Raw genomic sequence first — 22,092 nt, forward strand, 5'->3', positions numbered from 1 at the left:
GGAGGATCGCGACGCGGTTCAGGATCCGTACTGCTGTTCGCCGAGTTCGGCGAGGATGCGATTCAGGTCCTGGATCGAGGCGAATTCAATCGCGACCTGGCCTTTTCGTGCTCCGAGCGTGATCTTGACGCGCGTGTTCAGGCGGTCGCCGAGGTTGCCTGCCACCTCGTCGAGGTACGCCCGTCGGGCGCCGGCCTGCGGCTTCACCTTCTTCGCGCCGGATGCCGGGAGCGCCTTGGCGGCCTCTTCCGTCGCGCGGACGGAGAGGTCCTCATTGACGACCTTGTCGGCGAGCCGCTGCATCTGCTCGGGATCGTCGAGGGAGAGCAGGGCGCGCGCGTGGCCGGCAGAGAGAACGCCGGCGGCGACGCGCTGTTGAACGGGCACGGGCAGGCGGAGCAGGCGGATCGTATTGCTGATCTGCGGGCGGGAGCGGCCGATGCGCGTGGCGAGCTCCTCCTGCGTGATGCCGAAGTCCTCGAGGAGCTGCTGGTATGCGGATGCCTCTTCGAGCGGGTTCAGCTCGGAACGGTGCAGGTTCTCGAGCAGTGCGTCGCGGAGGAGATCCTCGTCGGCGGTGTCGCGGACGATCGCCGGAATGGCGTCGAGGCCCGCCTCGCGTGCGGCACGGGTACGCCGCTCCCCCATGATGAGCTCGTAGTCGCCGTCGCCGTTGCGGCGGACGATGACCGGCTGCAGCACCCCGAACTCGCGAACGCTGTGGACGAGCTCGGCCAGGTCCTCCGGGTCGAAGTGCGTGCGCGGCTGACGCGGGTTGGGGACGATCTTCATCGGATCGACCTGGATCAAGTGGATGCCGGGGACGGATTCCAGCTCCGGCTCAGCAGCGTCATCTATCTGCAGATCGGGCTTCTCGGGTGCGACCTGGATCGGCGCACCGGGGAAGAACACGTCCACCGGGCGCTGGGTCGTCTGATCTGCCGTCGGGATGAGGGCTCCGATTCCTCGGCCCAGTCCAGTACGCTTCGCCATCAGTTCTCCTTGCTCTGCGTCGTCTGACTCTTCGACGCGATCTCGACAGCGGCCTCGCGGTACGCGATCGCGCCGGCGGAGTTCCCGTCGTACGCGATGACCGTCTGGCCGAAGCTGGGGGCCTCGGACACACGCACCGAACGCGGGATGACCGTGCTCAGCACCTGCTCCGGGAAGTGATTGCGGACCTCATCGGCCACCTGCTGCGCGAGACGGGTGCGTCCGTCGTACATCGTGAGCAGGATCGTCGAGAGGTGAAGCCCGGGGTTGAGGTGCTTCTGAATCATCTGGATGCTGCCGAGCAGTTGGCTGAGCCCTTCGAGCGCGTAGTACTCGCACTGGATGGGGATGAACACCTCGGATGCCGCCGTGAAGGCGTTGATCGTGAGAAGACCGAGCGACGGCGGGCAGTCGATGATGACGAAATCGACCGGGTTGTCGGCGACGTACTGGTCGAGCGCGCGGCGCAGTCGGTGTTCACGGGCTACCTGCGACACCAGCTCGATTTCGGCGCCGGCGAGGTGGATCGTGCTGGGCGCGCAGAACAACGTCTCGGACTCCGGGCTCGATTGAACCACGTCGGCGAGCGGAACGTCGTCGATGAGGACGTCATAGATGCTCGCGGTCTCGGCGTTGTGCGGAACCCCGAGGGCCGTGGATGCGTTTCCTTGCGGATCCAGGTCGATCACGAGGACCTTCGCACCGAAGGATGCCAGCGCGGATGCGATGTTGACGGCGGTGGTCGTCTTGCCGACGCCGCCCTTCTGGTTCGACACGGTGAGGACGCGGGTCGAGCCGGTGAAGTGGAGATCCACGTCCTCCAGATTGCGTCGGCGGGCGCTCAGGTCGGCGATTTCGCGTGCCAGGGGCGTATCCACCCCGAAAGCCTCGTTCGGCGATGTCTTTTCGGACTGTTTCACGTGAAACATCCACTCCTCTCGATGGCCGCGTTCCACTCTACTTGCCGTTCTGCATCCGCCGAAGTCGCAGGGCATCCGCGGTCATGTTTCACGTGAAACATGACGTGCTGGTGCGGCTTCGACTCCGGGCCTCGCCCTCCGCTCACCCCGTTTCGCCTTCGCCCTGTGGCCGCTCCCTCAACGACCCGCAAGTGTCGCCCCCCAGAGTTCCCATCGCGTCGTTGAGCGAGCGAAGAGAGGAGGCGCGTTGATCGCAGCGCCGCACCGTCCGGGCTCCGGTCCGATCAACGCGCCGCACGGCTCTTCGTCGCGTGTATCGCGGGTCGTTGAGCGAGGCGCAGCCGAGCCGAAACCTTGCCAGCAGCAGGTGTCGATGTTTCACGTGAAACATCCTCTACCCAGACAGCTTCAACGACTGGCTCCGCCCTCCGCTCAACGACCCGCAAGCAGCGTCCCGACGATCAACGGAACGAGAGGAGAGGTTGTTGCTTATCGGGTCGTTGAGTGAGCGCAGCAAGTCGAAGCGGGTTGAGCGAGGCGCGACCGCGTCGAAACGATCCCAGTGGACCACGATGTTTCACGTGAAACACCGGCCCATTCAGGCTCAGCCCCGAACGGTCCCCCGCACGACGCGAGTCGTCTCGGCGAGCACTCCCTCACCCAGAACCTCGACCCGAACGTCAGACACCTTGAACTTCTTCAGCGGCTTGGCGGCGGCATCGATCTCGGCCTCCGCATTCTGACCCTTGAGCAGTACGAGCTCGCCGCCGTCGCGCACCAGTGGGGCAGTCCAGGGCAACAGAGTGCGCAGTGCACTGACGGCACGAGCGGTGACCACGTCGAACTGCCCCGCCGGCACGTCCTCCGCACGAGATCGGAGCACCGTCGCATTCGAGAGGCCCAGCTCCGACACCTGCTCCGACAGCCATGCGACGCGACGCTCCATGGGCTCGATCAGGGTCCACGACACATCCGGCCGGACGATCGCCAGCACGAGGCCGGGCAGTCCGGCGCCGGAACCGACGTCCGCAGCCGAACCGTGGAAGAGCGGTGCGGCGATGGCACTGTTCAGCACATGTCGGGTCCACAGCCGCGGGAGTCCAGCGGACCGATCAGTCCGCGCTCCTCCCCCTGCGCAGCGAGGTTCGTTGTGAAGGCTCGTGCCACCTCGATACGATCACCGAACAGTGACACAGCGACGTCGGGCTCAACCTCGACAGTCATCTCAGCATCCTCTGCGATGTTTCACGTGAAACATCAGCGCCGGCGGATGACCGTGTGACGGTCCGCGCCCTCGCCGTACGACTCTGAGACGAGGTTCCGGTCGGCCACGATGTCGTGCACAAGCTTGCGCTCATAGCTCGACATCGACGGCAGTGACGCCTGCGATGCACCCTCGTCGAGCTTCGCGACTGCGGCGTCCACCAGCTTCTCGAGCTGACGACGACGCGCATCCCGCGATCCGCCGACGTCGAGGATGAGACGCGAGAACGCGCCCGTCTTGCTCTGCACGGCGAGGCGGGTGATCTCCTGCAGCGCCTGCACCGTATCGGGGTCAGTGAGAACCGACAGGCTCGAGTCCTCGGACTCCACCGAGACGTAAGCCCGGCCCTGACGCACGTCGAGGTTCAGGTCTCCGTCGATGTCGGCGATGTCGAGCAGCCCTTCGATGAAGTCGGCGGCGACATCACCCTCGTGCTCGAGCTCGTCGATCGACGGCTCCGAGCGCTCTGCGACGTTCTCCACGGCCATCAGTTCGAACCCTTCTTCTTGGCGCGCTTCTTGCTCATCGGCTGCTCGCGCTTGGGAGCGGCCTGCTTGGCCTTCTCGACCTCGTCCAGCATCCGCTTCTGCTCAGCCTCGTAGACGGCCATCGGCACGACCTTGCCCGAGGAGTCGATCGCCTTGCCCTTGCGAGCAAGACGCTCTTCGCGGGCCTTGGCCGCCTCGGAACCGGGGGTCGGCATCTCGCGGATCACGAGGAACTGCTGGGCCATCGTCCACAGGTTCGAGATGAACCAGTAGACGACAACGCCGAGCGGGAAGAAGACGCCCGAGAAGATGAAGCCCAGCGGCAGCACGTAGAGCATGATCTTCTGCATCTGGTAGGCCTGGCCGGTCTTGGCCTCGGGCGACAGGTTCTTCGAGATGATCTGCAGCTGGGTGAAGAACTGCGACCCGATCATGAGCACGACGAGGATGACGAGCAGAACGATCGCGATGGTGTTCTGCGTCTCGATGGCCTGACCGAGGGTCCCGTGCAGCGAGACAGAACCGAAGATCGTCGCGTCGTAGAACTGCTTCGTCAGCTCGGCGCTGAGAAGACCGACGCCGCCGATGCCGGCATCCGCGTGCTTCGACACGTCGTTGAGCACGCTGAACAGCGCGAAGAAGATAGGCATCTGGATGAGCAGCGGCAGGCAGCTCGACATCGGAGAGGTGCCGTGCTTCTTGTACAGGCCCATGGTCTCGCGGCTCATCGCCTCGCGAGAGAGCTGATCCTTCTTGCCGCGGTACTTCTCCTGGATCTTCTTCATCTCAGGAGCGATTTCCATCATCTTGCGCTGGCTCTTGATTTGCCGCACGAACAGGGGAAATACCGAGGCGCGCACGACGATGACGAGGCCGACGATCGACAGGATCCAGGTGATGCCGGATGCCGCCGGCAGGCCCACGGCCGTGAACAGCCAGTGCCAGGCCACGAGGATGAGCTCGACGGCCCACTTCAGCGGCCACAGGATCGTGCCGAGGAGGTCGAAGCCGCCACCGGTGTCGCCAGCGGCGGGTGTCGCAGAGGCGAGCAGAAGGTCAAGACCCACTGTTCAGTCCTTTCGGGAGGGTACGACGAAACCTCGTGCGGTCAGGTCGTGTCGGAAATGGTCGTGAGGGCGCACGTCGTCGACGCCGCCTTTGCTCCAGGGGTTGCACCGCAGGATGCGCCAGGCCGAGAGCGCTGCTCCCTTGATCGCACCGTGCTGCTGCACCGCTCCTACAGCGTAAGCCGAGCACGACGGGTAGTACGCGCACACGTCCCCGTAGATGGGCGAGATCACGGCGCGATAGGCGGTGAGGAATCCGAGCACGAGATTGCGGGGAATGAGGGGGATGCTGCGCCCGAGGTCACGGGCATGCAGATGTCCTGCGCCCATCGCGTAGGACGGCAGGGCGCTCATGACCTCGCCGCCGGACGACTCAGCCGGGCCAGGCACCGCGTCACGTCGGCCTGGAGCTCGGCGAACGTCGCTGTCGCAGATGCAGGAAGGGCACGGATGACGACATCCGTGCCCTGAGGGACGTCTACGATCGCGTCCGCGCACACGGCTTTGAGCCGTCGGCGCACGGTGTTACGGATCACAGCGGTACCCACCTGCTTGCTGATGATGAACCCGAACCGGGGTTCGCGCGCTTCGCCGGTCGTCAGCATCGAGGTGACGACTCGGCCGCCCCCGCACCGGACACCGCGACGGACGACTGACCTGTAGTCAGTGCCTCGCGTCAGTCGGAACGGACGGGCGAGCACAGCGGTTCGGGCCGAGGGCTTACGCCGAGAGCTCGGTGCGGCCCTTCGCGCGGCGTGCCGACAGGATGCTGCGGCCGGCGCGGGTGCGCATGCGGGCGCGGAAGCCGTGCTTCTTGGCGCGACGACGGTTGTTGGGCTGGAACGTACGCTTGCTCATGGAATCACTCCGGGAATGGCGTCACCGGATGAGTACGACCGGAGACATTGGGGAAACTGCCCGGATCCGGGCATAAGTCAACCGATTAAGGTTACGTCCTGGCGGCGCAGAGAGCAAATTCCCCGCGCTGAGCACCCGGCACGAACCCCGTGTCGTTCGTCAATTATCCACAAGTGCGAGGCCTGTCGAGGCAAGCACACACCTGGGTTCTCCACAGGCAGGTTGCCCCGTGCGGCCGGGATGACTACCGTGGCATCCGAAGTTATCCACAGGGGGTGCCGGGGCGAGAATCGTCCGGCCCTCCTCGACCCACCGCCCGGAGCACCATGTCGACACCCGCCCAGCCTGACGTTCCGATCTGGGCGCAGGTGCTGGACCTGCTCGATCAGGATGATCGCGTCACCCCGCAGCTCCAGGGCTTCCTGAGTCTCGCAGTCCCCGCCGGGGTCATGAGCGGCACGCTCTACCTCGACGTCCCGAACGATCTCACAGCGGCGCAGATCAACAAGCGGCTCCGTGTCCCGCTCATGGAGGGGCTCGCCCGCATCGGGGAAGAGGTCACCTCCTTCCGCGTGGTCGTGAACCATGAGCTCGCCGAGCAACCGACCGCGCCGATCGCGGTCGCCGACTTCGGCCGGCCCGAGGCGCCGCGCACCGACCTGCCTGTCGAGCTGCCGACGCAGATGCGCCACGAGTCGCGCCTGAATCCGAAGTACACGTTCGACAACTTCGTCATCGGCCAGTCCAACCGGTTCGCCCACGCCGCAGCGGTCGCGGTCGCAGAGGCGCCGGCGAAGGCGTACAACCCGCTGTTCATCTACGGCGACTCCGGGCTGGGCAAGACGCACCTCCTGCACGCGATCGGCGACTATGCGCAGTCGCTGTACACCGGGGTCAAGGTCCGGTACGTCTCGAGCGAGGAGTTCACGAACGATTTCATCAACTCGATCGCCAACAACCGGGGCTCCGCATTCCAGGCCCGCTACCGCGACGTCGACATCCTTCTCATCGACGACATCCAGTTCCTGCAGGGCCGTGCCGAGACGCAGGAGACCTTCTTCCACACGTTCAACACGCTCCACGATCACAACAAGCAGATCGTGATCACCAGCGATGTCGCGCCCAAGCACCTCACCGGCTTCGAGGACCGCATGCGCAGCCGCTTCGAGTGGGGCCTGATCACCGACGTGCAGGCCCCCGACCTCGAGACGCGCATCGCGATCCTCCGCAAGAAGGCGCAGAGCGAGGCGCTGCACATCCCCGACGAGGTGCTCGAGTACATCGCGACGATCGTCTCGTCGAACATCCGCGAGCTCGAGGGCGCCCTCATCCGGGTGTCGGCCTTCGCGAGCCTGAACCGCTCGCCGCTGGACATCTCCCTCGCCCAGACCGTGCTGCGCGACATCGTCGACACGGCCGAGGACAACATCATCTCGCCGACCGACATCATCACGGCCACCGCGCAGTACTTCAAGCTCACGGTCGACGACCTGTACGGCTCAAGCCGGTCGCAGCAGATCGCGACGGCACGCCAGATCGCCATGTATCTGTGCCGCGAGCGGACCAACCTCTCCCTCCCGAAGATCGGGCAGCTGTTCGGCAACCGAGATCACACGACTGTGATGTACGCGTACAAGAAGATCAGCGACCTCATGAAGGAGCGCCGCTCGATCTACAACCAGGTCACCGAGATCACCACGCAGCTCGGCCGTCGCTGATCCCTGAGCCCGTCGAAGGGTTGACAGCGGGCATCGGCATCCCTTTAAATGCCGCTCTGCACATGTGGATAACTTGTGGATGAATGCGGTCCGCGTTCGGGACGGATGTGTGCGGATCCCGGCATACTGTGGATAACTCGGTCAGAAGCGGATGCTGCGCCACCGCCGTATTCACGCGGATTCCTCACCGATTCCACATGTCACACCCGTGTAGTTCCCTACGGAATGCTGATATCCACCGACTTATCCACAGTATCCACAGCTGTTAACACCGTTAAGAACTCATTCCTCTGAAGACGGCATCCCATCACCTCGAAGCGCGGTCGGGTGTGCGGAAACGGGCCGTATGGCGCATGTGCGCTCTGCGGCTACGATGGGAACCCCTGAGGTGGGTCACGCCGCTCAGGTCATGTCATTCACGACGAGGGAGAGCCCGTGAGGTTTCAGGTAGGCCGTGATGTCTTCAGCGAAGCAGTGTCGTTCGTGGTCAAGCTGCTCCCGCAGCGCAATCCTCAGCCGATCCTGGCCGGTGTGCTCATCGAAGCCGGTGACGGCGGACTGACCCTCTCGGCGTTCGACTACGAAGCATCCGCTCGCACGACCATCGAGGCGAGCATCGAGACGCCCGGCACGATCCTCGTCCACGGCCGTCTGCTCTCCGACATCGCCAGCCGCCTACCGAACGCACCGATCGACATCGCCGTCGAGGACGACGGCGGCATCGCCGTGACGTGCGGATCCGCCCGCTTCACCCTCGCTGCGATGCCCGTCGAGGAGTACCCGTCGATCCCCGAAGTCTCCGGTTCGTCCGGTGTCGTCCCGGCCGACGACTTCGGCACCGCGATCGCGCAGGTCGGCTTCGCGGCATCCCGCGATGACGTGACCCCCGTCCTCACCGGCGTGCAGCTCGAGGTCTCGGGCCAGAGCCTCAGCCTGGTCGCCACCGACCGCTACCGCGTGTCGCTGCGCGATGTCCCCTGGGACGGCGAGGCGTCCGAACAGACCGCGCTCGTCCCCGCCCGCACTCTGACCGAGGTCGGCAAGACGTTCGGTCACGCCGGAACGATCCAGGTCGCGTTCTCCGGCACCGGCGACCGCGAGATCATCGCTTTCACCGCCGGCAACAAGACCGTGACCTCGCTGCTGATCAAGGGCAACTTCCCGCCCGTCCGCCGGCTGTTCCCCGAGCAGACCGAGCACTACGCGGTCGTGAACACCGCGGATCTCATCGAGGCCGTGCGCCGCGTCTCGCTCGTGCTCGACCGTGCGGCTCCGCTGCGGTTCACGTTCAGCTCCGACAGCGTGACGATGGATGCCTCGGGAAGCGAGCAGGCCCGCGCATCCGAGTCGGTCGATGCGCACCTCTCCGGCGGCGACGATGTGACGCTCGGCCTGAACCCGCAGTACCTGACCGAGGCACTCGGCGCGGTCAAGAGCGAGTTCGTCCGCGTCACGTTCACCTCGAGCGACAACGCGAACAAGCTCAGCCCCGTCCTGATCACGAGCCAGACGTCGGTCGACCAGGCGGGTTCGGACTCGTTCAAGTACTTGCTGCAGCCCAACCTCCTCCTCCGCTGACCGTTCGAGAGGATCAGGGACGATTCCCCTGTCCCACCCCCGAAGTAGGCTGAACCCGTGATCGTGGAGCACCTGAATCTGGTCGACTTCCGCAATTACGCGACCGCCGATCTCACTCTTCTCCGCGGGCCCAACGTCCTCGTCGGCCGCAACGGCCAGGGCAAGACGAATCTCGCCGAGGCGGTCGTCTTCCTCGCGACGCTCGGTTCGCATCGCGTTTCGGCGGATGCCCCGATGGTCCGCGACGGGCAGGATTTCGCCGTCATCCGTGCGCGGCTCTCGGTCGGCGAGCGCCGGGTCCTCACCGAGGTGCAGATCAACCGGCAGGGGTCGAACAAAGCGCGAATCAACGGCTCGCCGTCGAAGACGAGCGAACTCCCCCGCTACGCGCATGTCGTGCTGTTCGCCCCAGAAGACCTGCAGATCGTCCGCGGCGACCCGTCGTCGCGGAGGCGCTTCGCCGACCAGCTGCTCATCCAGCGCACTCCGCGCATGGCGGCGGTTCTCGGCGACTACGACCGGGTGCTCAAGCAGCGCACGGCGCTGTTGAAGTCGGCTCGCGCCCGCGGCATCCGCGGCGACGCGCTCACGACGCTCGACGTGTGGGACGACAAGCTCGTCGCGCTCGGCTCCGAGATCATCGAGGCACGGATGCGTCTGGCATCCGATCTGCAGCAGCCGCTGGCGGATGCCTACACGGCGATCGCCGGGGCCGACCACAGTCCCGAGCTCGAATGGGCACTGTCCGTGCGCGGCGGCGACCCGGAGGAGGGCGAGGTCGAGGCATCCGATTCGCGCGGCGCACTGGCGGATCAGTTCCGCGCCGCGCTGCAGGCGAAGCGCACGCAGGAGCTCGACCGGGGGCTCACCCTCGTCGGGCCGCACCGCGACGATCTGCTGCTGCGGGTCCGCGGTCTTCCCGTGAAGGGGTACGCGTCGCACGGCGAGTCGTGGTCGGTCGCGCTGGCGCTGCGTCTGGCATCCGCCGAGCTGCTGAGGGCCGAGTCCCCCGCCGGCGACCCGGTGCTCATCCTCGACGACGTCTTCGCCGAGCTCGACGCGGATCGGCGTCAGCGCCTGGCGAGCCTCACGGCCGGGTACGAGCAGGTCATCGTCACAGCCGCGGTCGAGGAAGACATCCCCGAACCCCTGCACCGGCACGTCGTCCGCATCCATGCGGGTACGATCAGCGACGACCGCACGAGCGACGAGCGCACGACGGATGACGGGGAGGAGACGCCGTGACGGATGCCGACACCCCAGAGACCGTCGCGACCTACCTCCGGCTGCGCGGTCTCCAGCCCAGCTCGAAGAGCTGGAAGCGCAAGCGCCGCATCCGCGACGACGACGAGAACGCGCCGTTCACCCCCGGTCGTGATCCGGGAGCCCTCGGTGCCGTGCTCGACAAGCTCAGCCGCGAGTCCGGATGGGACATCACGCTGGCCCGTGAGGACCTCGTCCGGCAGTGGGCGGATCTCGCCGGCGCCGACACCGCGAAGCACTCCGAACCTGTGTCGCTTTCGAACGGGATGCTGACCGTGAAGTGCGATTCGACGGCCTGGGCGAAGAACCTGCAGTTCATGCGCGCGACCATTCTCACCGAGATCGGACGACGCTATCCGCAGGCGGGTGTCGAGAACCTCCGCTTCATCGGTCCGGACGTCCCTTCTTGGAAATGGGGGCCCAGAGCCGTCCCAGGGCGGGGTCCGCGCGATACCTACGGGTAGGACACCACAGAAGGGGTCCGGATCGATTTCAGGGCCACACACGGCCGTTCAGCGCGATGAAGCGGGTCTGATGAGGGTAGACTGGGCATTCGAGATATCGATGTGGAGAACGCCCTCTGATGACGCCTGAAAATCCTGCTGACGAGCCTGAATCCACAACCGCACCCAGTGCGGCCACGCCGCCGTCCTCCGATTACGGTGCCGACCAGATTCAGATCCTCGAAGGCCTCGAGGCCGTGCGCAAGCGCCCCGGCATGTACATCGGGTCCACCGGTCCGCGCGGCCTCCACCACCTCGTCTACGAGATCGTCGACAACTCGGTCGACGAGGCGCTCGCCGGCTACGCCGACACGATCCTCGTGACGCTGCTCGCCGACGGCGGCGTCCGTGTCGTCGACAACGGCCGCGGCATCCCGACCGACCCGCACTCCTCCGACCCGAACAAGTCGACTGTCGAGGTCGTGCTCACGATCCTCCACGCCGGCGGAAAGTTCGGCGGCGGCGCCTACGCCGTCTCCGGCGGTCTGCACGGCGTCGGCTCGTCCGTCGTGAACGCGCTGTCGACCCGTTTCGACGTCACGGTCAGGCAGAAGGGCTTCGCCTGGCACCACAGCTTCGCCGACGGCGGTGTGCCGCAGCAGAAGCTCGAGAAGGGCGAGCCGACCGACGCGACCGGCACCGACATCACCTTCTGGCCGGACCCCGAGATCTTCACCGAGTCCGTCGAGTTCGAATACGACGTGCTGCGCACCCGCTTCCAGCAGATGGCCTTCCTCAACAAGGGTCTGCGCATCGAGCTGCGCGATGAGCGCGAGGGCGCGACCTACGAGATCGAAGAGGACGGGCAGACCGTCACGAAGCAGCGCGAGGATGTCTTCCTCTACGAGCGCGGCCTCGTCGACTACGTCGAGTACCTGAACAAGGTGCGTCACGCCGAGGTCGTCACCGAGGAGATCATCGACTTCGACGCCGAGGACACCGAGCGCAAGATCTCGCTGGAGATCGCGATGCAGTGGACGACCGGGTACTCCGAGAACGTCTACACGTACGCGAACACGATCAACACGCACGAGGGCGGAACCCACGAAGAGGGCTTCCGCGCAGCGCTCACGACGCTCGTCAACCGATACGCCCGCGCGAACAACCTCCTCAAGGAGAAGGACGACAACCTCTCCGGCGACGACGTCCGCGAGGGGCTCACCGCGGTCATCTCGATCAAGCTCGGAGAGCCGCAGTTCGAGGGTCAGACCAAGACCAAACTCGGCAACACCGAGGCGAAGGCCTTCGTGCAGAAGGTCGTCGGGGATCAGCTCGGCGACTGGTTCGAGCGCAACCCGGGGCAGGCGAAGAATGTCGTCCGCAAGGCGATCGACGCCGCGACCGCGCGCCTTGCGGCCCGCAAGGCGCGCGAGACCGCGCGCCGCAAGAGCGTTTTCGAATCGGCCGCCATGCCCGACAAGCTCAAGGACTGCACGAGCAAGGATCCGTCCATCAGCGAGATCTTCCTCGTCGAGGGAGACTCCGCCGGCGGCTCGGCCGTGCAAGGCCGCGACCCGCACACCCAGGCGATCCTGGCGCTGCGCGGCAAGATCCTCAACGTCGAGCGCGCCCGCCTCGACAAGGCCCTCGCCAACAAAGAGGTCCAGGCGATGATCCAGGCCTTCGGCACGGGCATCGGCGAGGACTTCGACATCGAGAAGGCCCGCTATCACAAGATCGTCCTGATGGCGGATGCCGACGTCGACGGCCAGCACATCACGACGCTGCTGCTGACCCTGCTGTTCCGCTACATGCGCGGACTCATCGAAGCCGGTTTCGTGTACCTCGCGATGCCGCCGCTGTACCGGCTGAAGTGGTCGAACCAGCCGCACGAGTACGTGTACTCCGATGCCGAGCGCGACGCGCTGCTCAAGCACGGTCTCGACAACGGCAAGCGCATCCCGAAGGACAACGGCGTGCAGCGCTACAAGGGTCTGGGCGAGATGAACGCCAAGGAGCTGTGGGAGACCACGATGGACCACACCACGCGGACTCTCCGCCAGGTGACCATCGAGGACGCCGCCAGCGCGGACGAGATCTTCAGCGTGCTCATGGGTGAGGACGTCGAATCGCGACGCACGTTCATCCAGCGCAACGCCAAGGACGTCCGCTTCCTCGACATCTGACGCCGACGGCGCTGACGGAAAGAAACACATGACTGACGACATTTCGACAGGCTCAATGACCGGCCCCGAGGGGCACGAGCACGGCAAGATCGACCAGGTCGACCTGCAGTCCGAGATGCAGCGCAGCTATCTCGACTACGCCATGGCCGTCATCGTCGGCCGTGCGCTGCCCGATGTGCGCGACGGCCTCAAGCCCGTGCACCGCCGCGTGATCTACGGCATGTACGACGGCGGATACCGGCCCGACAAGTCGTTCTCGAAGTGCGCCCGCGTCGTCGGCGAGGTCATGGGTCAGTACCACCCGCACGGCGACACGGCGATCTACGACACCCTCGTGCGCCTCGTGCAGCCGTGGGCGCTGCGCTATCCGCTGGCCCTCGGGCAGGGCAACTTCGGCTCACCGGGCAACATGGGCGCCGCCGCCCCCCGGTACACCGAGACGAAGATGGCTCCGCTCGCGCTCGAGATGGTGCGCGACATCGAAGAGGAGACCGTCGACTTCTCGCCGAACTACGACGGCCAGACCCAGGAGCCCGACGTCTTGCCGGCGCGGTTCCCGAACCTGCTCGTCAACGGGTCCGTCGGCATCGCGGTCGGCATGGCGACGAACATCCCTCCGCACAACCTGCGGGAAGTGGCGGATGCCGCGCTGTGGGCGCTGGACAACCCCGAGCTTCCGCGCGAGGAGCTCCTCGAGGGCCTGATCAAGCGAGTCCCCGGTCCCGACTTTCCGACCGGGGCGCAGATCCTCGGCACGAAGGGCATCCACGAGGCCTACCGCACCGGCCGCGGATCGATCACGATGCGCGCGGTCGTCGACGTCGAGGAGATCCAGGGCCGCACGTGCCTGGTGATCACCGAGCTGCCCTACCAGGTCAACCCCGACAACCTCGCCGTGAAAATCGGCGACCTCGCCCGTGAAGGCAAGGTCACCGGCATCGCCGACATCCGCGACGAGACCAGTGACCGCACCGGTCAGCGGATCGTCGTCGTCCTCAAGCGCGACGCCGTCGCCAAGGTCGTGCTGAACAACCTGTACAAGCACACCCAGCTGCAGGACAACTTCGGCGCCAACATGCTCGCGATCGTCGACGGCGTGCCGCGCACCCTGGCGCTGGACGGCTTCATCGCCAACTGGATCACGCACCAGATCGACGTCATCGTGCGGCGCACGATCTTCCGTCTGCGCGAGGCTGAGAAGCGCATGCACATCCTGCGCGCCTACCTCAAGGCGCTCGACGCACTCGACGAGGTCATCGCGCTGATCCGCCGCTCTCCCACCCCTCAAGAGGCGAACGAGGGTCTGCAGAAGCTGCTCGACATCGACGAGGGTCAGGCCGACGCGATCCTGCAGATGCAGCTGCGCCGTCTGGCCGCTCTCGAGCGTCAGAAGATCATCGACGAGGCCGACGCGCTCGAGATCAAGATCGCCGATTTCAAGGCGATCCTCGCCGACGAGTCGCGTCAGCGCGCCATCATCCGCGCAGAGCTCACCGAGATCGTCGACCGCTTCGGCGACGAGCGCCGCACGCACATCCTGCACGGCTTCGACGGCGACGTGTCGATGGAAGACCTCATCGCCGAGGAGGAGATGGTCGTCACCGTCACCCGCGACGGCTACATCAAGCGCACCCGCAGCGACAACTACCGCTCGCAGCACCGCGGTGGCAAGGGCGTCAAGGGCGCCCAGCTGCGTGCCGACGACATCGTCGAGCACTTCTTCGTCACGACGACCCACCACTGGCTGCTGGTCTTCACCGACAAGGGCCGGGTCTACCGCACCAAGACGTACGAGATCCCCGAGGCCGGCCGCGACGCGAAGGGCACGCACGTCGCGAACCTGCTCGCGCTGCAGCCCGACGAGGGCATCGCGCAGATCCTCGATCTGTCCGGCTACGACGACGCGGACTACCTCGTGCTCGCGACGCGCGACGGTCTGGTGAAGAAGACGCGCCTGAGCGAGTACGACACCAACCGCCAGGGCGGCGTCATCGCGATCCGACTGCGCGAGGACGACGAACTCGTCAGCGCCATGATCGTGGACGCCACCGACGACATCCTGCTCATCAGCCGCAAGGGCATGTCGGTCCGCTTCCAGGCGACGGATGCCGCGCTGCGGCCGATGGGCCGCGCGACCGCGGGTGTCACCGGCATGAAGTTCAAGGGCGACGACCGGTTGCTGTCGGCATCCGTCGCCGCACCCGAGGGCTTCGTGTTCACCGTGACCGACGGCGGGTACGCCAAGCGCACCGAGGTCGAGCAGTACCGCGTGCAGAACCGCGGTGGATACGGCATCAAGGTGGCCAAGCTCAACGACGATCGGGGGGTCCTGGCGGGCGGTCTGATCGTCAGCGAGGACGACGAGGTCTTGGTGGTTCTCTCCAGTGGCAAGGTGGTACGCTCTGCCGTGGCCGAGGTGCCCGCGAAGGGTCGAGACACCATGGGTGTGCTCTTCGCCCGCACGTCCGAGAAGGACCGCATCCTCGCTATCGCCCGCAACGGAGAGCGGGGCCTCGACGACGACGAGGCGGAGGCGGCGACAGAGAACGACGCCCCTGAAACGGCCACGGCCCCCGAAACGAACCCGAGCCCTGAGGAAACAGACGCATGAGCACAGTAGCCGACAGGCTGGCGAAGAAGTCCACGCGCAAGACCGGTGGAAAGCAGGTCCGCCTGCGCCTGGTCTATGTCGATTTCTGGTCGGCGGTGAAGCTCTCGTTCCTGGCAGCGGTTGCGATGGCCATCGTCACGATGGTGTCGTTCTTCCTCATCTACCTGGTTCTCCAGACCACGGGTCTGCTCGCCGGTGCGGATGACTTCGTCGGCCAGATCACCGACAACTCGGTCTCGCTCGCCTCGCTGATGGGCCTGCCCCAGGTCATGGCGTTCGCTGCCGTGGTCTCGATCCTCAACCTCATCGTGTTCACGGTGCTCGGCGCTGTCGTCGCCGGTATCTACAACCTGGCGGTGAAGGTGACCGGCGGGCTGCTTGTCGGCTTCATGTCGAACTGAGAACCCCTCACGAACGGCGGATGCTCCGGCATCCGCCGTTCGTCGTCTCTGGCGCCGATCAGGCCACGCCCGACGTGCCCAGCAGGGTGCCGATGGCCCAGGTGACCGCGAGTGCCAGCGCGCCGCCGACGACGAGGCGGATCGATGCGCGAAGACGGGACGCACCGCCGATCCCTGCCGAGATCGCACCGGTCGCCGCGAGTGCGACGAGCACAGCGACGAACGTCACCGGAATCCGCCACTCCACGGGCGGCAGGAGGATCGCCAGCAGCGGCAGCAGGGCGCCGATCGTGAACGAGATCGCCGACGAGATCGCGGCGTCCCAGGGGTTCACGAGGTCGTCCTGATCGATCCCCAGCTCCACCTCGAGGTGAGCGGCCAGAGCATCGTGCTCGGTGAGCTCGACAGCGACCTGGCGCGCGGTGTCCTCGCTGAGTCCCCGTTGTCGGTAGAGCTCGGTGAGTTCGTCGAGCTCTTCTTCGGGGAGCGTCTCGAGCTCCTCGCGCTCCTTCTCGATGAGCGCGCATTCGGAGTCGCGCTGGCTGCTCACCGACACGTACTCCCCGAGCGCCATCGAGATCGCGCCGCCGACGAGGCCGGCGATGCCCGCCAGCAGCACGGGCGCATTGGCGGTGGTGGCGCCGGCGACCCCGACCACGAGGGATGCCACGGACACGATGCCGTCGTTCGCGCCGAGGACGCCGGCGCGCAGCCAATTCAGCCTCTGGCCGAGGCCGGCGCCATGGGGTTCATTCGGATGTGTATCGCTCACTCCACCATGATGGCGCACGGGTAGGGAAAACCCGACCGCAGCTCTCGGGATGACTCGGTGTCGGCGACCCCGGACCCCCGCCTACCTTTGAGGCATGACCACTCAGACCGTCCCTCCCGCGTCGCCGGTTCCGCCCGCGGCGCCTGCCCCGGCGAAGACTCCGCCGCTGCGCATCCTGATGACCGTCCTGCATCTGGCAGGGCTCGGCGTCATCGGCGCATTCGCCCTCACGATGCTCTCGGGGCTGCTGGGCCTGGGGCTCGGCCTCATCCTCGTCGTCGGTGTCGGACTGCTCTTCCTTGTCGGCTTCGTGTACCTCTTCTACGCGACCGCATGGTTCGAGGTCGCCCGCGCCAGCAGCCTGTACCGTCTCGATCTTCCTCCGCTGCGCTGGCGCGGCAGCCCGCACACCGGTTTCGGCGGGTGGCTGCACTCGCTGTGGCGGCAGCTGATCGACGGGCGCACGTGGCGCGCGATCGCGAACTTCGTCATCGCGTGCATCATGGGTGCGATCGTCCTGCGCCTGTTCGAGGGCATGATCCGCTCGGCCATCGCGGCTTTCGCGCCCCTCACGGGCGCCGAGACGGTCACCATCCCGTTCTTCGGTGCGGAGACGGCCATCGGCTGGGCACCGGTGCTCGGTGCGATCGGCGTGGTGGTGTCTGCTGCGGCGATCGTGGGTCTGGCGCTGCTGCACCGTGTGCTGACCCGGGCGATCGTCGTCGCGAACCGCGAGGCCGAGCTCACCGAGCAGGTGCGCACGACCAGTGCGCAGCGCGAGGGCGCCGTCCGCGCGGCCGATGTCGAGCGCACCCGCATCGAGCGCGACCTGCACGACGGCGTCCAGCCTCGGCTGGTCTCGGTCGGAATGACGCTCGGGCTCGCCCAGCAGAAGATCGACACGGACCCGGATGCCGCCAAGCAGCTGATCGGCGAGGCGCACACCTCGACGAAGGCGGCGATCACGGAGCTGCGGCAGCTCGCCCGCGGCATCCATGCGTCCGTGCTCGATGACCGGGGACTGGATGCCGCCCTCTCGGCGCTCGCGAGCCGATCGCACATCCCCGTGAGCCTCGACGTGCGCATGAATGGGCGGTGCAGCCGGGATGCCGAGGCGGCCGTGTACTTCTCCATCGCCGAGTCGCTGACCAACGCCGCCAAGCATTCGCGGGCGAGCGAATGCCGGGTCGTGGTGCGGTTGCGCGAAGGCGGAACGCTCTGGGCGCGGGTCGAGGACAACGGCATGGGCGGCGCGCAGGTGCAGCCCGGGGGTGGACTCGACGGGGTGTCGAATCGGGTGCTCGCGGCCGGTGGCACCTTCCGGCTGGACAGCCCGCAGGGCGGTCCGACGTCACTGGAGGTGAGTTTGCCATGCGCATCCTGATCTGCGAGGACTCGGTGCTGCTGCGCGAGGGACTCGTGCGACTGCTGGAGGACTCCGGCCACGTCGTGGTCGCGGCTCTCGCCGATACCGAGACGCTGACCGAGGCGGTGCGGACCACGAACCCCGAGCTCTGCATCCTTGATGTGCGCCTCCCTCCGACGTTCACCGACGAGGGCATCCGCGCGGCGCTGGCCCTGCGGGCGTCGCACCCGCACCTTCCGCTGCTCGTCCTCTCGCAGTACGTCGAGGAGCGGTACGCCAGCGACCTCATCGCAGCACAGGGAGGTCCGCTCGGCTACTTGCTGAAGGATCGGGTGGCGGACGTGGCCGAGTTCGTGGCGTCCGTGGAGCGGATCGCCGAGGGGGCGACGATCCTCGACCCCGAGGTCGTCGCCCAGCTGCTCACCCGGCGCAATCGGGATGATCGGATGCAGCAGCTCACCGAACGCGAGCGCACGGTGCTCGCCCTGATCGCCGAAGGCAAGTCGAATCAGGCGATCGCGGGTTTGCTGTTCCTCTCGGAGGCGAGTGTCGAGAAGAACATCACCTCCATCTTCCAGAAGCTGGGTTTCGAGCCGGACGAGTCGGGCAACCGGCGCGTGCTCGCAGCACTGGCGCACATCGAGAATTCGGGCGGAAGCGCGCCCACGCAGACAGGAGCAGAACGATGAACGAGCAGGAGAACACCGGCTTCAAGGCCGTGGCGATCGTCACGGCGGTGATCGGCAGCATCGCGCTCGCCGGTGCGGGGACGACCGCCGCGTTCGGCGCCGTGAACGCCGTCGTCGACCGAGCGGATCGTTCCGCCACCGTCGACGCCAGCGGGGTCACCGACCTCGATGCCGACGTATCGGCCGGCGACGTCACGATCCGCTTCGGAGACGTCGACGAGGCCGAACTGCACGTGACGGGGGGCGATCGCGACTGGAAGATCGAGCGCGACGGAGACACACTGCGGCTGCACAACCCGGATCTCTGGTGGGGCTGGGGCGGCGACTGGTCGTGGTTCGGCGACTGGAACAGCGACGCGAGCGTCGAGCTCGTGCTGCCGCAGGATCTGTCCGGTCTGGATGCCGCACTCGACCTCAGCGCGGGACGCCTGGACGTCGAGGGCGACTTCGGCGAGCTCGACGTCGATGTCTCGGCCGGGGCGCTGCGGCTGACGGGCAGTGCTGACTCGGTGAGCGCCGACATGAGCGCCGGCAACGCCGATGTCGAGATCGCCGACGCTGACACGGCATCCTTCGAGGTGTCCGCCGGCGAGTTCATCGCAACGCTCACCGGCTCGGCTCCCAGCGAGGTGAAGGTGGGCGTGAACGCCGGATCGCTCGAGCTGACGCTGCCCGACGTCGAGTACGACGTGACCCAGGATGTGAGCGCCGGATCGCTCGACAACGGGCTCAGCACCTCGTCGAGCGCCCGCAACGCGGTCGAGGTCGACCTGTCCGCCGGGAGCGTCGAACTCCGGGCTGCGGACTGATCAGCGTCGATTCGGATTTTCCGTCAAACTCCGGTAAAGTCTTGGAGGTTGACGGGGCTATAGCTCAGGCGGTTAGAGCGCTTCACTGATAATGAAGAGGTCCCAGGTTCAAGTCCTGGTAGCCCCACCGTTCCCTCCAATTCAATACCCCTTCGGGGCCTTAGCTCAGTTGGTAGAGCGCCTGCTTTGCAAGCAGGATGTCAGGAGTTCGAATCTCCTAGGCTCCACAGATACTTCGAAACGGGCCCCTGCCGCACGAGACTTGTGCTGGCAGGGCCTGATTCGTCGTGCTAAGCCCCGTCTCGATGCGCCAGGGCCTCAACCGTGCCGCCGCCGCACGCCCTCCGCCAGCGCGGCGAGCGCGTCGGCCGTGGCATCCCACCCCATGCAGGCATCCGTCACGCTCTGCCCGTACTGAAGGCGCGTCCGTGCGGAGACGTCCAGCTTCTGGGCGCCGGCGACGAGGTTGCTCTCGAGCATGACGCCGGCGATCGCGACGCCGTCGGTCGCGATCTGCTCGCCGAGCTCCGCCGCGACCAGCGCCTGACGCACGTGGTCCTTGCCGCTGTTCGCGTGGCTCGCATCGATGATCACGCGCGGGGTGAGCATCGCGGCATCCAGTCGAGCGGCTGCCTCGGCGACGTGAGCTGCGTCGTAGTTCGGGCCGTCCGCTCCCCCTCGGAGAATGATCGACGTGTCGGGGTTGCCCGTCGTCGACACGAGGCTCGCACGGCCGTCGGCGCCGATCCCCAGGAACGCCTGCGGGGTGGATGCCGCGGCCGCAGCATCCAGCGCCACCTGAAGCCCGCCGTCGGTGCCGTTCTTGAAGCCGATCGGCATGGACAGACCGGATGCCAGCTGCCGATGGATCTGGCTCTCCGTGGTCCGCGCGCCGATCGCGCCCCAGGTGATGAGGTCGGCCGTGTACTGCGGGCTGATCGGTTCGAGGAACTCGGTGCCGCATGGCATCCCCAGAGCCGTCACATCGCGCAGGAACCCGCGGGCCATCCGCAGCCCCGCCTCGATGTCGTGACTGCCGTCGAGGCGCGGGTCGTTGATGAGGCCCTTCCACCCCACCGTGGTGCGGGGCTTCTCGAAGTACGTGCGCATGACGATGAGCAGGTCGTCGCGGTGCTCCTCGGCCGCTCGGACGAGGCGTCCGGCGTACTCGAGTCCCGCCGCCGTGTCGTGGATCGAGCAGGGGCCGGCGACGACGAGCAGCCGATCGTCCTCCCCCGCCATGATCGCCCTGACCTCGTGACGGGTGCGGGCGATGAGGCCGGCCCGCTCCTCCCCGATCGGCAAATCGGCGGAGATGTCGCGGGGCGACGGGAGCGTCGTGAATCTCGAGACGTGCAGGTCGGCGGTGGTCTCGCTTGCGGTGATGGTGCTCATGGGTCCTGTCCTGGTGAGAGGGCGGACCCGGATGCAGAGCCCGCCGAAACGGCGAAAGCCAGAGCGAATGCTCTGGCTTGTCGGCTCTGAAGGTGTCGGGATGCGTCAGTTCATCGCCGGCCCCTCCAGAGCCGACTCGAAATACGCATACCAACGGGTTGTCATGCGAAGAACACTACCCCATGCGCGAAGTCCCGTGACGGGCGCTCGACTCCCGGACGGTCAGGGTCATCGGCAGCACGACCTGCTCCGAGGCGTGCCGACGGTCGCCCAGCAGGTGCACGGCCAGTGCCGCGGCCCGTCTGCCCAGCGCCTCGACGTCGCCGGTCACGACGCTGATCCCCAGCAACCGCGCCCATTCGGCGTCGTCGAAGCCGACCAGCGCCGGGGCGTCCGCGGCCTCGCCGATCTGCTCCCGCGCACCCAGGAGAATGCGGTTGTTCCCCGCCACGATTGCGGTCGGCGGTTCGTCGAGCGCGAGCAGCCCCGCCGTCGCCGCGCGCGCGGATGCGACGTCGTGCACGTCCGTACGCAGCAGCTCGCGCCAGACCGGGGCATCTCCGTCGAGCACATCGGCCATCCCGGCCATCCGCTCGCGGGACGTCGGAAGCCACGCGAAATCGCCGATGAAGGCGATCCGCGAGTGTCCGGCGTCGCGCAGGTGACGCGCCGCCAGCCGTCCGCCGGCCCGGTTGTCGAACACGACGGAGTCGGCGGCGAGGTTCTCGGCCGGGCGATCGACGAACACGATCGGCACGCCTCGAGCCTGCAGCTGCGCGTATTCGGCGTGGTCGTGCAGGGCTGACACGACGATCAGTGCCTTGGTCTGCCGGTCGGCGAAATCCCTCGCCACCCGCCTCTCCTCGTCGGCGGACTCCCGTGAGTTCGCGACGGAGAGATGGATGCCGCGCGGGCGCACCTCGTCCTCGATCGCCTGAGCGAGTGCGGAGTAGAACGGGTTCGTGAAATCACCCATGATCAGCCCGATCGAGTCGGCGAGACGCCCGCTGGCGAGCAGGCTCGCGGCGGCATTGCGCTGATAGTCGAGCTGCGCGGCAGCGGCGAGCACGCGTGAAAGGGTGTCCTGGCTGACATAGTCCTCGCCGCCGAGTGCGCGCGATGCCGTCTTCAGGCTCACCCCCGCCCGCTCGGCAACCTGCGCCAGCGTCGCCCGAGGGGATGCCGGATCGGCCGTCCTGCTCATGTGGTCTCCTCGTCCCCCGTAACCCGGTGGTTCATTATGACGCGATGCGATGTGCTTCGCGGTGCGA

At 66.7% G+C, this 22,092-nt stretch carries 20 protein-coding genes, 2 tRNA genes and 1 pseudogene; 12 read left to right on the plus strand and 11 right to left on the minus strand.

All coding sequences use genetic code 11. The annotated features are described in order from the left end of the window. Positions 1–18: 18 nt before the first annotated feature. From KEC56_RS02605 to rpmH, 8 genes and pseudogenes are all read right to left on the minus strand, one after another. On the minus strand, positions 19–993 hold the full coding sequence (locus KEC56_RS02605) for a ParB/RepB/Spo0J family partition protein (RefSeq protein WP_227529690.1): 975 nt from the start codon (positions 991–993) through the stop codon (positions 19–21). Next, on the minus strand, positions 993–1,922 hold the full coding sequence (locus KEC56_RS02610) for a ParA family protein (protein ID WP_227529691.1): 930 nt from the start codon (positions 1,920–1,922) through the stop codon (positions 993–995). The genes KEC56_RS02605 and KEC56_RS02610 overlap by 1 nt, the downstream gene beginning before the upstream one ends. A 595-nt stretch (positions 1,923–2,517) precedes the next feature. Beyond that, positions 2,518–3,137, minus strand: a pseudogene (rsmG, locus tag KEC56_RS02615) (16S rRNA (guanine(527)-N(7))-methyltransferase RsmG). A 33-nt stretch (positions 3,138–3,170) separates the two neighbouring features. Beyond that, the gene (locus tag KEC56_RS02620; protein WP_227529692.1) at positions 3,171–3,665 is read right to left on the minus strand and encodes a Jag family protein; all 495 of its coding nucleotides are present in this window, start codon (positions 3,663–3,665) and stop codon (positions 3,171–3,173) included. Further along, positions 3,665–4,732 carry a membrane protein insertase YidC gene (yidC, locus tag KEC56_RS02625; protein WP_227529693.1) on the minus strand — a complete coding sequence of 356 codons (1,068 nt, stop codon included), beginning with the start codon at positions 4,730–4,732 and terminating at the stop codon, positions 3,665–3,667. Before yidC ends, KEC56_RS02620 begins: the two co-directional genes overlap by 1 nt. Before the next feature lie 3 nt (positions 4,733–4,735). After that, the gene (gene yidD / locus KEC56_RS02630) at positions 4,736–5,086 is read right to left on the minus strand and encodes a membrane protein insertion efficiency factor YidD (RefSeq protein WP_175987838.1); all 351 of its coding nucleotides are present in this window, start codon (positions 5,084–5,086) and stop codon (positions 4,736–4,738) included. Continuing rightward, positions 5,083–5,433: a ribonuclease P protein component gene (gene rnpA, locus KEC56_RS02635; RefSeq protein ID WP_227529694.1), complete on the minus strand. Its 351-nt coding sequence runs from the start codon at positions 5,431–5,433 to the stop codon at positions 5,083–5,085. Before rnpA ends, yidD begins: the two co-directional genes overlap by 4 nt. Positions 5,434–5,452: 19 nt before the next feature. Further along, positions 5,453–5,590 (minus strand): 50S ribosomal protein L34, encoded by a 138-nt coding sequence (gene rpmH, locus KEC56_RS02640; protein ID WP_005054680.1) that lies wholly within the window; start codon positions 5,588–5,590, stop codon positions 5,453–5,455. A gap of 326 nt (positions 5,591–5,916) precedes the next feature. On the opposite strand from rpmH, the gene dnaA reads away from it, so the two are divergent. From dnaA to KEC56_RS02675, 7 genes are all read left to right on the plus strand, one after another. After that, complete coding sequence (dnaA, locus tag KEC56_RS02645; protein ID WP_175987842.1) at positions 5,917–7,308, plus strand: chromosomal replication initiator protein DnaA; 1,392 nt, start codon at positions 5,917–5,919, stop codon at positions 7,306–7,308. Between the two features lie 435 nt (positions 7,309–7,743). After that, positions 7,744–8,886, plus strand: a complete 1,143-nt coding sequence (dnaN, locus tag KEC56_RS02650) for a DNA polymerase III subunit beta (RefSeq protein WP_227529695.1) — start codon at positions 7,744–7,746, stop codon at positions 8,884–8,886. A 57-nt stretch (positions 8,887–8,943) separates the two neighbouring features. Further along, positions 8,944–10,131: a DNA replication/repair protein RecF gene (gene recF / locus KEC56_RS02655; RefSeq protein WP_227529696.1), complete on the plus strand. Its 1,188-nt coding sequence runs from the start codon at positions 8,944–8,946 to the stop codon at positions 10,129–10,131. Beyond that, positions 10,128–10,613, plus strand: a complete 486-nt coding sequence (locus tag KEC56_RS02660) for a DciA family protein (RefSeq protein WP_175987848.1) — start codon at positions 10,128–10,130, stop codon at positions 10,611–10,613. Before recF ends, KEC56_RS02660 begins: the two co-directional genes overlap by 4 nt. Positions 10,614–10,732: 119 nt before the next feature. Further along, the gene (gyrB, locus tag KEC56_RS02665) at positions 10,733–12,778 is read left to right on the plus strand and encodes a DNA topoisomerase (ATP-hydrolyzing) subunit B (protein ID WP_227529697.1); all 2,046 of its coding nucleotides are present in this window, start codon (positions 10,733–10,735) and stop codon (positions 12,776–12,778) included. A 28-nt stretch (positions 12,779–12,806) separates the two neighbouring features. After that, positions 12,807–15,389 (plus strand): DNA gyrase subunit A, encoded by a 2,583-nt coding sequence (gyrA, locus tag KEC56_RS02670; protein WP_227529698.1) that lies wholly within the window; start codon positions 12,807–12,809, stop codon positions 15,387–15,389. Then, positions 15,386–15,790 carry a DUF3566 domain-containing protein gene (locus KEC56_RS02675; RefSeq protein WP_227529699.1) on the plus strand — a complete coding sequence of 135 codons (405 nt, stop codon included), beginning with the start codon at positions 15,386–15,388 and terminating at the stop codon, positions 15,788–15,790. The genes gyrA and KEC56_RS02675 overlap by 4 nt, the downstream gene beginning before the upstream one ends. Positions 15,791–15,848: 58 nt before the next feature. Here the strand turns inward: KEC56_RS02675 and KEC56_RS02680 are convergent, their stop codons facing one another. Further along, a complete protein-coding gene (locus tag KEC56_RS02680) occupies positions 15,849–16,562 on the minus strand; it encodes a VIT1/CCC1 transporter family protein (RefSeq protein WP_227529700.1) in 714 nt (237 codons plus the stop codon). A gap of 94 nt (positions 16,563–16,656) precedes the next feature. On the opposite strand from KEC56_RS02680, the gene KEC56_RS02685 reads away from it, so the two are divergent. The 5 genes from KEC56_RS02685 to KEC56_RS02705 all read left to right on the plus strand — a co-directional run bounded on the left by KEC56_RS02685 (position 16,657) and on the right by KEC56_RS02705 (position 19,653). Next, positions 16,657–17,946 carry a sensor histidine kinase gene (locus KEC56_RS02685; protein ID WP_227529701.1) on the plus strand — a complete coding sequence of 430 codons (1,290 nt, stop codon included), beginning with the start codon at positions 16,657–16,659 and terminating at the stop codon, positions 17,944–17,946. Then, positions 17,934–18,617 carry a response regulator gene (locus KEC56_RS02690; protein WP_227529702.1) on the plus strand — a complete coding sequence of 228 codons (684 nt, stop codon included), beginning with the start codon at positions 17,934–17,936 and terminating at the stop codon, positions 18,615–18,617. The genes KEC56_RS02685 and KEC56_RS02690 overlap by 13 nt, the downstream gene beginning before the upstream one ends. Beyond that, on the plus strand, positions 18,614–19,426 hold the full coding sequence (locus KEC56_RS02695; RefSeq protein WP_227529703.1) for a DUF4097 family beta strand repeat-containing protein: 813 nt from the start codon (positions 18,614–18,616) through the stop codon (positions 19,424–19,426). The genes KEC56_RS02690 and KEC56_RS02695 overlap by 4 nt, the downstream gene beginning before the upstream one ends. A 53-nt stretch (positions 19,427–19,479) precedes the next feature. Further along, positions 19,480–19,553 (plus strand) — tRNA-Ile (locus tag KEC56_RS02700). 27 nt (positions 19,554–19,580) lie between these two features. Then, a tRNA-Ala gene (locus tag KEC56_RS02705) sits at positions 19,581–19,653 on the plus strand. 91 nt (positions 19,654–19,744) lie between these two features. Here KEC56_RS02705 and KEC56_RS02710 read toward each other — a convergent pair. Then, the gene (locus tag KEC56_RS02710) at positions 19,745–20,821 is read right to left on the minus strand and encodes a 3-deoxy-7-phosphoheptulonate synthase (protein ID WP_227529704.1); all 1,077 of its coding nucleotides are present in this window, start codon (positions 20,819–20,821) and stop codon (positions 19,745–19,747) included. A gap of 175 nt (positions 20,822–20,996) precedes the next feature. Then, entirely contained in the window at positions 20,997–22,025 is a 1,029-nt protein-coding gene (locus KEC56_RS02715; protein WP_227529705.1) for a LacI family DNA-binding transcriptional regulator, read from the minus strand. Between the last annotated feature and the right edge of the window lie 67 nt (positions 22,026–22,092).

The sequence above is a fragment of the Microbacterium tenebrionis genome (assembly GCF_020682665.1).
Classification (GTDB): domain Bacteria; phylum Actinomycetota; class Actinomycetes; order Actinomycetales; family Microbacteriaceae; genus Microbacterium; species Microbacterium tenebrionis.